The 11,606-nt window shown below is 75.1% G+C and carries 12 protein-coding genes and 1 other RNA gene; 7 read left to right on the forward strand and 6 right to left on the reverse strand.

Annotation, left to right across the window (positions count from 1 at the left end):
• The gene (locus AB0442_RS02515; RefSeq protein ID WP_366160097.1) at window positions 1-1,155 is read left to right on the forward strand and encodes a bifunctional RNase H/acid phosphatase; all 1,155 of its coding nucleotides are present in this window, start codon (window positions 1-3) and stop codon (window positions 1,153-1,155) included.
• Window positions 1,156-1,323: 168 nt separating this feature from the next.
• On the opposite strand, the gene yaaA is transcribed toward AB0442_RS02515, so the two are convergent.
• A complete protein-coding gene (gene yaaA, locus AB0442_RS02520; RefSeq protein WP_366160098.1) occupies window positions 1,324-2,124 on the reverse strand; it encodes a peroxide stress protein YaaA in 801 nt (266 codons plus the stop codon).
• Window positions 2,125-2,314: 190 nt separating this feature from the next.
• Here yaaA and AB0442_RS02525 point away from each other — a divergent pair, with 190 nt between their 5' ends.
• From AB0442_RS02525 to AB0442_RS02545, 5 genes are all read left to right on the forward strand, one after another.
• Window positions 2,315-3,763 (forward strand): RNB domain-containing ribonuclease, encoded by a 1,449-nt coding sequence (locus AB0442_RS02525; protein ID WP_366160099.1) that lies wholly within the window; start codon window positions 2,315-2,317, stop codon window positions 3,761-3,763.
• A gap of 103 nt (window positions 3,764-3,866) precedes the next feature.
• Window positions 3,867-5,297, forward strand: a complete 1,431-nt coding sequence (locus AB0442_RS02530; RefSeq protein ID WP_366160118.1) for a DHA2 family efflux MFS transporter permease subunit — start codon at window positions 3,867-3,869, stop codon at window positions 5,295-5,297.
• Between the two features lie 13 nt (window positions 5,298-5,310).
• Window positions 5,311-5,713: RNase P RNA component class A (rnpB, locus tag AB0442_RS02535), an RNA gene on the forward strand.
• A gap of 160 nt (window positions 5,714-5,873) precedes the next feature.
• The gene (locus AB0442_RS02540; RefSeq protein WP_344627688.1) at window positions 5,874-6,365 is read left to right on the forward strand and encodes a DUF2975 domain-containing protein; all 492 of its coding nucleotides are present in this window, start codon (window positions 5,874-5,876) and stop codon (window positions 6,363-6,365) included.
• Window positions 6,365-6,607, forward strand: coding sequence for a helix-turn-helix transcriptional regulator (locus AB0442_RS02545; RefSeq protein WP_363539789.1), 243 nt, complete (start codon window positions 6,365-6,367; stop codon window positions 6,605-6,607). The genes AB0442_RS02540 and AB0442_RS02545 overlap by 1 nt, the downstream gene beginning before the upstream one ends.
• Window positions 6,608-6,654: 47 nt before the next feature.
• Here AB0442_RS02545 and AB0442_RS02550 read toward each other — a convergent pair whose 3' ends face one another.
• A complete protein-coding gene (locus AB0442_RS02550) occupies window positions 6,655-6,777 on the reverse strand; it encodes a hypothetical protein (protein ID WP_366160102.1) in 123 nt (40 codons plus the stop codon).
• A gap of 168 nt (window positions 6,778-6,945) precedes the next feature.
• Window positions 6,946-8,211, reverse strand: a complete 1,266-nt coding sequence (locus tag AB0442_RS02555) for a helix-turn-helix domain-containing protein (RefSeq protein WP_366160103.1) — start codon at window positions 8,209-8,211, stop codon at window positions 6,946-6,948.
• A gap of 187 nt (window positions 8,212-8,398) precedes the next feature.
• On the opposite strand from AB0442_RS02555, the gene AB0442_RS02560 reads away from it, so the two are divergent.
• Window positions 8,399-9,268 (forward strand): alpha/beta fold hydrolase, encoded by an 870-nt coding sequence (locus tag AB0442_RS02560; protein WP_366160119.1) that lies wholly within the window; start codon window positions 8,399-8,401, stop codon window positions 9,266-9,268.
• Window positions 9,269-9,383: 115 nt separating this feature from the next.
• Here AB0442_RS02560 and AB0442_RS02565 read toward each other — a convergent pair whose 3' ends face one another.
• From AB0442_RS02565 to AB0442_RS02575, 3 genes are all read right to left on the reverse strand, one after another.
• A complete protein-coding gene (locus AB0442_RS02565; RefSeq protein ID WP_366160104.1) occupies window positions 9,384-10,406 on the reverse strand; it encodes a serine hydrolase domain-containing protein in 1,023 nt (340 codons plus the stop codon).
• Window positions 10,407-10,493: 87 nt separating this feature from the next.
• Window positions 10,494-10,892: an ACT domain-containing protein gene (locus tag AB0442_RS02570; RefSeq protein ID WP_344627683.1), complete on the reverse strand. Its 399-nt coding sequence runs from the start codon at window positions 10,890-10,892 to the stop codon at window positions 10,494-10,496.
• A 210-nt stretch (window positions 10,893-11,102) separates the two neighbouring features.
• Window positions 11,103-11,471, reverse strand: a complete 369-nt coding sequence (locus AB0442_RS02575) for a DUF1801 domain-containing protein (RefSeq protein ID WP_366160105.1) — start codon at window positions 11,469-11,471, stop codon at window positions 11,103-11,105.
• Window positions 11,472-11,606 lie beyond the last annotated feature (135 nt).

Consider the following 11,606-nt stretch of genomic DNA (forward strand, 5'->3'; position numbering starts at 1 on the left):
GTGTCCCCCCGCAGGTTCATCGTCGAGGCCGACGGCGGCTCCCGGGGCAACCCGGGGCCGGCCGGCTACGGCGCCGTCGTCCGCGACGCCGACACCGGCGCGATCATCGCCGAGGCCGCGGAGTTCATCGGCCACGCCACCAACAACGTGGCCGAGTACCGCGGACTGATCGCCGGCCTGCGGGCCGCCCACGGCCTCGACCCGGACGCCTCCGTCGACGTCCGGATGGACTCCAAGCTCGTCGTCGAGCAGATGTCCGGCCGCTGGAAGATCAAGCACCCCGACATGCAGCCGCTGGCCGCCGAGGCCCGCACCGTCTTCCCGCGCGGCCGCGTCGCCTACACCTGGATCCCGCGCGAGCGGAACAAGGACGCCGACCGGCTCGCCAACGAAGCCATGGACGCCGGCCGGGCCGGCCGCCGGTGGGAGCCCCGGTCCGCCGCGGCCCCCGCCGTCCCGGCCGCCGAGGTCGAGGAGCCGCTGCCCGAACCCGCCGCCCCCCGGGCCGGCTGGGCCGCCCCCGCCGACCTCGGCACCCCCACCACCTTCGTCCTGCTCCGGCACGGCGAGACCGCCCTCACCCCGCAGAAGCGCTTCTCCGGCAGCGGCGGCACCGACCCCGAACTCTCCGAGAAGGGCCGCTGGCAGGCCGAACGGGTCGCCGAGGCGCTCGCCGCCCGCGGCACCGTCCAGGCGGTGGTCAGCTCCCCGATGCGCCGCACCCGCGGGACGGCGGAGGCCGTCGCCCGGCGGCTCGGCCTGGAGGTCCGGATCGAGGACGGCCTGCGGGAGCTCGACTTCGGCGCCTGGGAGGGCCTCACCTTCGCCGAGGTCCAGCAGCAGTACCCCGACGACCTGAACGCCTGGCTCGCCTCCAGCAAGGCCAAGCCCACCGGCAGCAGCGAGAGCTTCTCCTCCCTCGCCCACCGGACGGGCGTCGCCCGCGACAAGATCATCGCCCGCCACCCCGGCCGGACGGTCCTCGTCGTCTCCCACGTGAGCCCCATCAAGACCCTCGTCCGGCTCGCCCTCGGCGCCCCGCCCGACGCGGTCTACCGCATGGAGCTCTCCGCGGCCTCCCTCTGCGCAGTCCAGTACTACGCCGACGGCAACGCCTCCCTGCGCCTCCTCAACGACACCAGCCACCTCCGGTAGGAGCGATCAGGGGCAGCACGTCAGGGGCGCTGGGGGCACCTCCCGGCCGAAGGCCGGGGGCGGAACTGCGCAATCCGGGGCCGGCGTACTCCGCAGGTTCGGCCCTACCCCCGATTGCGCAGTTCCCCGCGCCCCTATTGGTCGGCCCGGTGCCTCTGAGGGCCGGCCTCAGTGGATCTCGGAGACGACGACGTCGAGCTGCCACGGGCGGCGTGCGGTGCCGCGGGCGGAGACCTCGACGCGGTGGCCCAGCGCGGTGAGGGCGTCGACGAGTTCGCCGGGGGTGGCCGGGTCCGCCGCCGCGTTCAGCAGGTCCCGGACGAGGCGCCCCTTGGTGGCCTTGTTGAAGTGGCTGACCACGGACCGCTTGAGTTCGCCGCCGACCTCGCGCTCGTGCAGCACCCGCACGGTCGCCGTCCGCCCCGCGACCTCCCCGGCCGGCTTCCAGGCCGCCGCGTACGCGGAACTCCGCAGGTCGAGCACCAGCCCCTCACCCGCCGCCTCCGGCAGGGCCTCCGCGGTGGCGGCCCGCCAGTGGGCGCCGAGTGCGCCGAGCGGCGGCAGCTTCACCCCCATCGAACAGCGGTACGGCGGGATCCGGTCGCCGATCCGCACGGCGCCCCAGAGCCCCGAGAAGACGAGCAGCGTGCGCTCGGCCCGCTCGTAGGCCTCCTGGTCGAGTTTGGCGAGCCCGAGGTTGTCGAAGAGCACGCCGGTGTACACCTCGCCGGCCGGCAGTGCCCCGGCGGTGGGCAGCTCGGCGTTGCGGGCGATCTCGCCCCGCAGCCCGGGGGAGAGCCCGAGGACCTCGGCGGCGGTGTCCTCGTCGCCGCGGCAGAGTCCGACGAGCGCGTCGAGGACGACCCGCCGAGCCGCGGTCAGTCCGGGCAGCGACAGCGCCTCCAGGTCGACCGGAGCGCCCTGCGCCGACGCGGCCTTCCCCTCCGAGGGCGGCAACAGGACCAGCACGGCGGCACTCCTCAACACTTTGTGGCAGACGTCCCCGCCACTGTACTGGCGACCGGTCGCCCGCTCCGAAGCCGTCCGGCCTCCGTCGCCGCGCCCCGTCAACTCCCCGCCGCGCGGCCGCACCGCCTCTGACCACCGGACGGGACGCGCCCGACGGGCCCGCCGGTGCCGGCCCGCTTACGCTGCGGTCATGCCACGTCGACAACTGAGTGTCCGCACCGCCGACACCGCCCGGATCAACACCGAGCTCGCCGAGCTGCGCAGCCGGCTGGAGATCCGCACCGACTGGCCCGCCGAGGTGCTCGCCGAGGCGGACCGTGCGGCGGCCGTGCCCCGGCTGCCGGACGTGGACGCGACCGACCTGGAACTCTTCACCCTCGACCCGCCGGACTCCCTCGACCTCGACCAGGCCATGCACCTGGCCCGCCGCGACGGCGGCTACCGCGTGCACTACGCGATCGCCGACGTCGCCGCGTTCGTCGTCCCGGGCGGGGCGGTGGACACCGAGGCCCGCCGCCGGGTGCAGACCCTCTACTTCCCGGACGTCCGGGTGCCGCTGCACCCGCCCCGGATCTCCGAGGACGCGGCCAGCCTGCTGCCGGGCCGGCTGCGCCCCGCGGTGCTCTGGCAGATCGACCTCGACGCGGACGGCGCCGTGGTGCTCGCCGACGTCCGCCGCGCCCAGGTCCGCTCCCGCCGCAGGCTCGACTACGCCGGCGTCCAGGAGGCGCTCGACGCGGGCACGGCCGACGGGCAGCTCCGGCTGCTCGCCGAGATCGGACGGCTGCGCGAACGGCAGGAGGCCGCCCGCGGCGGGATCAGTCTGCCCGTCCCCGAGCAGGAGGTCGAACCGGCCGACGGCGGCTACCAGCTCGCCTACCGCACACCGCGCCCGGCCGACGCCTGGAACGCGCAGATCTCGCTGCTCACCGGCATGGCCGCCGCCGACCTCATGCTGGACGCCGGCACCGGACTGCTCCGCACCCTGCCCGCCGCCCCCGAGGCCGCCTACGCCAGGCTGCACCGCGTCGCCCGGGCGCTCGGCGTGCACTGGCCGGACTCCATCCCCTACCCCGAGCTGATCCGCTCGCTCGATCCTGCGGACACCCGCAACGCCGCCTTCCTGGAGGAGTGCACCGGCCTGCTGCGCGGCGCCGGCTACCACGCCTTCGACGCCGCCCGGGGCGTGCCGCCGCCCGCCGACCCGGGCCACGCGGCGCTCGCCGCGCCGTACGCGCACTGCACGGCGCCGCTGCGCCGCCTCGCCGACCGGTACGCGCAGGAGATCTGCGTGGCGGTGGCCGGCGGCACCGACGTGCCGGGCTGGGTCCGCGACGACCTGCTCGACGTGCCGGGGGAGATGGAGCGCGGCGACCGGCGTGCCCACGAGGTCGAGCGGGCCTGCGTCGACCTGATCGAGGCCGAGGTGCTGCGTGGCCGCGAGGGCGAGGACTTCGACGCCGTGGTGATCGACGTCGACGAGCGCCGGCCCGCCCGGGGAACCGTCCAGCTCGCCGATCCCGCCGTCGTCGCCAAGTGCGACGGCGAGGGGCCCGGGCTGCCGCTCGGCGAACGCATCCGCGTCCGCCTCACCAGTGCCGATCCCGCCACCCGAACCGTCCGCTTCGCACCCGTGTGAGCCGCCCGTGTCCCTGAGCCGCCCCGTCCCGCCCGCGCCCGGCCCCGGCCGGGACGACCCCGCCGCCCGTCCACCCGCTCCCGCGGGGGACCGGCGCCGCCGCCTGCTCGTCCTGGCGGTCTGCTGTCTCAGCCTGTTCATCGTCAGCCTCGACACCACCGTGGTGAACGTCGCGCTGCCGGCCGTCCAGCACGACCTCGGCGCGCCCGCCTCCGGACTGCAGTGGGTGATCGACGCCTACACGCTGGTGCTCGCCGCGCTGCTGATGCTCTCCGGTTCGGTGGCCGACCGGGTCGGCCGACGGCGGATCTTCCTGATCGGCCTGCTGGTCTTCGTCCTCGGATCGCTGCTGTGCAGCCTCGCGCCGGGCCTCGGCTGGCTGATCGCCTTCCGCAGCCTCCAGGCGGTCGGCGGCTCGATGCTCAACCCGGTGGCGATGTCGATCATCACCAACACCTTCACCAGCCCGCGGGAGCGGGCCCAGGCGATCGGCGTCTGGGGCGGCGTGGTCGGCATCTCCATGGCGCTCGGCCCGCTGATCGGCGGCTTCCTGGTGGACAGCGCCGGCTGGCCGGCGATCTTCCTGGTCAACGTGCCGATCGGCCTCGCCGCCTTCGTCCTGACCCTCCGGTACGTGCCCGAGTCCCGCTCGCCGCGGCCGCGCCGGCTCGACCCGGTCGGGCAGCTGCTGATGCTGCTGATGCTCGGCTGCGGCACCGCCGCGATCATCGAGGGCCCCGGCCACGGCTGGACCTCCCCGCTGATCCTCGCGCTGGCCGGGGTCGCGTCGGCCGCGCTCGTCCTGCTGCCGATCTGGGAGTCGCGGGTGCGCGAGCCGCTGATCGACCCGCGGTTCTTCGCCAGCATCCCGTTCAGCGGCGCGACCGTCACCGCGGTCTGCGCCTTCGCCTCGCTCGGCGGCTTCCTCTTCCTCAACGCGCTGTACCTGCAGGAGGTCCGCGGGTACGACCCGGTGCAGGCCGGGCTTTTCACCCTGCCGATGGCCGTGATGATGCTGCTCTTCGCGCCGGTGTCCGGGCGGATCGTCGGGCGTTCCGGGCCGCGGACGCCGCTGGTCTGCGCGGGCGCCGCGCTGGCCGCCAGCGGGCTGCTGCTGACCCGGGTGGCCGCGGACTCGCCGCCCGCGCTGGTCCTCGGCGCCTACGCGCTGTTCGGGCTCGGGTTCGGGCTGGTGAACGCGCCGATCACCAACTCGGCGGTCTCCGGCATGCCGCTCGCCCAGGCGGGGGTGGCCGCCGCGGTCGCCTCCACCAGCCGCTCGGTCGGCCAGTCGCTCGGCGTCGCGGTGATCGGCACCGTGGTCACCTCGGCGCTGGTCGGACCGGCCGCCGCCGGATTCGCGGAGGCCAGCCACGCCGGCTGGTGGATCGTCACCGCGCTCGGCCTCGCCGTGATCGGGCTGGGTCTGGCCACGACCACACCGCGGGCCGCGGCGAGCGCCGCACGGGTCGCCGCCCGGCTGGACCCGGCCCGGGCCGGTGTGCCGGGCGGGGCCCCCGAGCGGCTACGATGACCATTACGGCGGACGAGCCGGCCGGGCGGTCGCGACGGGTCCTTCACGGGCCCGCCGAGGAACGTCCGGGCTCCACAGAGCAGGGTGGTGGGTAACGCCCACCCGGGGTGACCCGCGGGACAGTGCCACAGAAAGCAGACCGCCCACCGCTTCGGCGGCGGGTAAGGGTGAAACGGTGGTGTAAGAGACCACCAGCGACCGAGGTGACTCGGCCGGCTCGGTAAACCCCACCTGGAGCAAGGTCAAGATCGGTGCCCCTCGGGGTGCCGTGCGCGGATGTTCGAGGGCTGCTCGCCCGAGTCCGCGGGTGGACCGCACGAGGCTGTCGGCAACGACAGCCCTAGATGGATGGCCGCCTCCCCGGGCCGCGCAAGCAACCCGGGAGACAGAACCCGGCGTACAGGCCGACTCGTCCGTCACCAGGCCGACGGAGGGCCCCCGATCCGCATCACGCGGGCCGGGGGCCTTTTCGCGTCCGGGGCTCGACGACTCAGCGAACGACCGGCGGAGCCCGCTCTTGCCGTGCCTATCGAGATTCGATAGATTCCCATCGCAATTCGATGGGAGGATGAGGTCGTGGGAAAGCTGACAGTGGGGGCGCTGCGCGCCGTGCTCGCGGTGGTGTTCGCCGGCACCGTGCTGGTGCAGGTCCTGATGGTGTGGGTGTTGGTCAGCGGGAACGACCCGGAGGACGGGACGCTGCCGCTGACCGCGTTCCGCGTCGTGACGATCCTGGGCCTGGTGACGGCCCAGGTCGCCCTGGTCTGCGTCTGGCGGCTGGTGGCGATGGTGCGGCGCGGGACGGTGTTCTCGCACGCAGCCTTCCGCTACGTGGACGGCGTGATCGGCGCGATCGTGGCGGCCGCCCTCGTCTGGTTCGCGGTCACCGCGATCAACGCCCCGGGCCAGCGGGAGGACCCGGGCGTCACCGTCATCATGGCCGGGATCGGCGTGGCGATCCTGGGGGTCGCGCTCATCGTGCTCGTGCTGCGGATGCTGCTCGCCCAGGCCGTCGCGCGCGACGTCGAGGCGACGCAGCTGAAGGCCGAGTTGGACGAGGTGATCTGATGCCCATCGTCGTCGACATCGACGTGATGCTGGCCAGGCGGAAGATGTCCGTGGGCGAGCTCGCGGACCGCGTCGGGATCACCCCCGCCAACCTCGCCGTCCTCAAGAACGGCCGCGCCAAGGCCGTCCGCTTCGCCACGCTCGCCGCACTCTGCGAAGTCCTCGCCTGCCAGCCCGGCGACCTGCTCCGCTGGGAGTCCGAGGACCTCGCACCGGCCGACGCGGACCCGGAGCACGTGTGAGGTGGCGGTGGGAGGTGCGGCCGTGACCCCGCCTCCCACCGCCCGGCTCAGGCCCTGCGGCGGAAGAGCACGACGCGGGCGATGCGTTCCCCGGCGAGTGCCCTGCCCTCGCCGACGGCGAAGTCGGCGAGGGTCCAGCCGGAGGCCTCGACGGCCTTCCGGACGAACACGGAGTCGCCGCGGTCGTAGGCCTCGGCCGCCTCCTTGCCCGCGTTGTTCCCCTCGGCCTGGTTGATGAAGCCCGTGTGCCCCCCTGTGCCGGTGCTGTGTCAGCACCCTGCCGGCGCCGCTGCCGGTGGAGCAAGGCGGTGGTGGAGTCGTGACCGCCGACCCGGCGGTCACGCGCGTTCGGCGTCGTGGGCGGCGACGGCGGCGGTGAGGCGCAGGAGGTCGGCGGGGCGGGCCGGGTCGAGGCCGGTGAGGGCGGCGATGCGGCGCAGCCGGTAGTCGACGGTGTTGGGGTGGAGGTGGAGCGCGTTCGCGGTGTGCCGGCGGTTGAGGCCGCCGGCCAGGTGGGTGCGCAGGGTGGTGAGCAACTCGCCCGCCCCGTGGAGGGGGCCGATCAGGGCGGCGAGCCGGGGTCTGGCGTGGCCGGGCCGGCTGAGCTGGTACTCCAGGAGCAGGTCGTCGAGCCGGTAGAGGCCAGGCGGCCGGCCGAAGGCGCGGGCCACGTCGAGGACTTCGTAGGCGAGGGCGGCGGCGGCCGCGACGCCCGGGGGCTCGGCGGCCGCCCCGGCGGCGAGCACCGGGGCGCCCGCGGCCCGGGCGGTCGCGGCGACGGTGTCCGAGAGGCGGTGCCACTCGGCGGTGGGCAGGTCGGACGGCCGGGTGCCGAGCGGGACGAGCACCAGGCCGCCGTCGGAGGCGAGCACCGAGAGGGCCGAGTGCCGGGTGCGGTGGTCGAGTTCGGCGCGCAGGCGGCGGAGTTTGCGGCGGCCGGCGACCGTCCGGTCGACGTCCTCGGCGTGTTCGTCGGGGTGGTCGTCGACGGAGAGGACGAGGACGGCGTAGCCGGGGGCCAGTCGCAGGCCGGCCCGGGCGGCGGCCTCGTCGGCGGGGGTGCCGTCGAGCAGGGCGCCGAGCAGTGCGTTCCGGGCGGCGTGCCGTTCGTCGACCATGGTGCGGCGTTCCTCGAAGTAGCCGGCGCCGGCCGCGGCGGTGACCTGGCGGAGGTGGTCGAGCAGCAGCCGGTGGAGCGTGAGCAGCCCGGGGGTGTCGCCCTCGCCGGCCTGCCGGGTCATCCAGTCCCAGCAGACCTCCAGGCCGATGTGGTGGGCGAGCAGGACGGCGTCCAGCGGCAGCCCTTCCTCGGCGCGGCGGGCGGCGGTCTGCCGGACGGTGGTGAACTCCTCGTCCGGGGCGGGTTCTCCGGTGCGGACGGCCCGGGCGAGGGCGCGGACGCGGCGCTCGGTGGTGCGCGCGAGTTCGCCGTCGACCTGTTCGCGGGGCAGCCGCCGGTAGGTGGGCAGGGCGTCGAGCAGTGCCGCGAGGACCGCCCGGACGAGTTCCGGCAGGGCGGCCAGCAGTCGCTGGTCCGCGGGGACGCCGCCGATCGTCGGGACGTGCCACCCCGTGACCTGCGCCGGGGCGTTGTGACTGCTCACAGAAATCACCGTCCAGGTCTGGGGAACGCCCGAGGGCCGGTCCGGTGCGGCGGCCCCATCATGGAGGCACTCCCGGTTACCTGTTGGTAACAAACTTCTGGTGTGGAGGCAACAGTTGAGAACCCCACTTCTCCGCTTCTCCGCAAGAACCTTCCGCCGCAGGCTCGTCGGCGCCCTCGGCTCGGCCCTGCTGGCCGCCGCCCTGCTCGGCGGAGGAGGGTCCGCCGCCCTCGCCGCCGAGACCGCGCCCGCGACGGCGGCCCCGCCGGACGGCGACACCGTCGCCTCCCCGCCCGGCGCCAACGACTGGAACTGCCGCCCCACCGCGGCCCACCCCAATCCCGTCGTGCTGGTCCACGGCACCTTCGCCAACCGCTTCGAGAACTGGCTGGTGCTGTCGCCGCTGCTGAAGAGCAAGGGCTACTGCGTCTTCGCCCTCGACTACGGCACCGTCCCCGGCGTCACCTCCTCCGGCAGCGGCGTGCTGCTGCCGATCGGCGGGCTCGGCCCGGCCGCCGAGTCCGCGGCCCAACTCGGCCGGTTCGTCGACCTGGTGAGGTCGTACACCGGCGCCGTGAAGGTCGACATCGTCGGCCACTCGCAGGGCGGCATGATCCCGAACTACTACCTGAAGTTCCTCGGCGGCGCGTCCAAGGTGGACAAGCTGGTGGCGCTCGCGCCGTCCAACCACGGCACCACGCTCTCCGGCATCGCCAACCTCGCCCCCTACCTGCCCGGGGTCGCCGACCTGATCTACACCGCCTGCCCGGCCTGCAAGGACCAGGTGGTCGGCTCGGCGTTCAACCGGAACCTCTCCTCGCTGCCGGACACCGTGCCCGGGGTGCACTACACGGTGATCTCCACCGTCTTCGACGAGGTGGTCACCCCGTACCGGACGCAGTTCCTCAGCGGGCCGGACGTCGACAACATCACCATCCAGGACAGCTGCCTGATCGACCTCTCGGAGCACGTCCTGATCGCCTTCGACCCGACCTCGCTGCACCACGTGACCAACGCGCTCGACCCGGCCCACGCCACCTGGGTGGGCTGCGGCTGAGCCGTCGGCGGCGGGCCGCCCCACCGGCCCGCCCGCGGTGCCCGCACCGGCCCTGCGCCGGTGCGGGCACCCGCGCGCGTCCGGCCCGGGGTGCGCCGGGCCGCGGTGCGCCGGTTCAGGGGGTGGTGACCGCGGCGAGGATGCGGTCGCGCAGCGGGGTCAGCCGGCTGCCGCTGAAGCCGTGGTACACCGCGTTGGTGAGCAACACCGCGTAGCGGCCGAGGGCGGGGCAGAGGTAGAGGCTGGTGCCGGTGTAGCCGTGGTGGTAGGCGGCGCCGGTGTCGGTGACCAGCCAGCCGAGCCCACGGGAGCGGCCGGCCTCGACCGCGATCTGCGGCCGCAGGCTGGCGGCGAGCCAGGGGTCGTCGGCCGTCAGCAGGTGCTCGGCGAAGACGGCGAGGTCGGCGGCGGTGGAGAACAGCCCGGCGTGGCCGGCGATCCCGTTCAGCAGGGCGGCGTTGGGGTCGTGCGGGATCCCCCAGGTGCGCGGGGCGCCGCGCAGCCGCTGTTCGGTCGGCGCCACCGCGGGCGAGCGCCGCACCGGGCCGAACTCGGTGTCCCGCATGCCCAGTCCGTGCCAGTAGTGGTCGCCGAGGGCGTCCAGCGGGGTGCCGTGGGCGTCGGCGAGCAACAGGCCGAGCAGCACGTAACCCCGGTTGATGTAGCGGTGTTCGGTGCCGGGGGTGGCCACCAGCTGTTCGGCGCAGAGGAGTTCGGCGAGCGGGCGGTCGAGGTGCAGGTAGCGGTCCAGCCGGGTCTCGGGCTGCAGGCCGGCGCTGTGCGCGAGCAGTTGGCGGACCGTCAGCCAGCCACCGGGGGAGGGGAGCCGGGGGAAGCGGGCGCGCAGCGGCTCGTCCAGGTCGAGCAGGCCGGCCGCCAGGGCCCGGCCGGTGAGCACCCAGGTGGCGATGATCTTGGTGAGTGAGGCGAGGTCGTAGCGGGTGCGGTCGTCGGGCTCGGCGGGTCCGCACTCGGGAGCGACGGCGCCGCGGGCGGCCACGGTGCGGCCCGCCGTCTCCGTGGAGCCGGCGGTGCCGAGGACGAGGACGCCGCCCGGGACACCGCGGTCCAGGACGGCGTGGTCGAGGGTGTCGGCGAGGGCGGCCGCGGCCGCGGGTGTCCAGGGGGTGGTGGTCACGTGCGTCCTCCGTTCCCGGTGGAGCGGATCCGGTCGTACGGGTGGTACCTACCCGCGGACGGGCCTCCGCTCCCCGGCGCCGCCGCCTCAGCCCTGACCGGCCGACAGCTCCTCCAGGACGCGGACCGCCCGCTCGGCGTCGGCGGTCGGCACGAAGAGGTGGTCGTGGTGGAACCCGGCGGCGACGTTGCAGCTGATGCCGCGGTCGGCGAGTGCGGTGGCGACCGCGGCGGTGAGGCCGACGGCCTCCAGCGCGGAGTGGATCCGCAGGGTGATCCAGCCGGCGACGAACTCGTAGCCCAGCCCGAGCGAGTCCGCCTCCTCCTGCGGCACCACGACGGTGGCGCCCTCCTCCTCGGCGACGGTGACCACCGGGCGCAGGCCGGGCGGGACCCTGCCGGGCAGGGTGCAGTACACGTACCGCCCCGGGTTCAGCGCGGGTCGCAGCCCGGAGAGCAGGGCGGACAGGTCTCGTTCGGCGGCCATGGCGCCACCGTAGTGCGTGGCCGGGCCCGCGCGGCGTCCCGCCGGCCGCCGGTGTGTCGCCGTCCGGGGCAGTGCGGGGCGGTGCGGGTGACGGCGGGTCACGGCGCCCCGGCGGCCGGGGCCGGGGACGCGGCTGCGCCGGGCGGCGGGAGTCGCTCCGGGGTGCGACCCGTCCGTCCGCCCGGCGTACCGGGTGGGTCCGTCCGGTGTTCAGGCGGGCAGCTGCTCCAGGCCGCGGGCCCGGGCCAGCCAGTCGGCGAACAGCGCGGTGTCGACCTCGGCGGCGCTCCGGAGCTTGACCGAGGCCATCGTGCGCGAGCCCGGGGCGAGCCGGCCGGACGGGACGGCGAACTCCTGGCCGCGCCAGAAGCCGAAGGTCAGGTGGCCGGCGTACGACTTGAGGAAGCAGACCGGGTTCTTGCCGGGGGCGGCGCCGAGGCTCCACACGGGGTGGCCGTGCCAGACGGCGCCGCGGCCGGGCAGGGCGGCCTCGACGAGCGGCAGCAGCCGGTCGGCGATCTCGCGCTGGGCGGTGGGGAGGGAGTCCAGGTACTGCGCGACGGTGGTGGTGGCGGGCATGGTGGTCGTCCTTCGGGTTCGGTGGCCGGAGCCGGTCGGGCGGTGGCGGGGATCGGAGGCCGGGGGTCTGCGGCGGGGGGGGGGGGGGGGGCCGCGGGGGCGGGCAGATCGGAAGAGCGGGGTGTGGGGAAAGAG

This window comes from Kitasatospora sp. NPDC085895, from assembly GCF_040702125.1.
In the GTDB taxonomy this organism is placed as follows: Bacteria; Actinomycetota; Actinomycetes; order Streptomycetales; family Streptomycetaceae; genus Kitasatospora; species Kitasatospora arboriphila.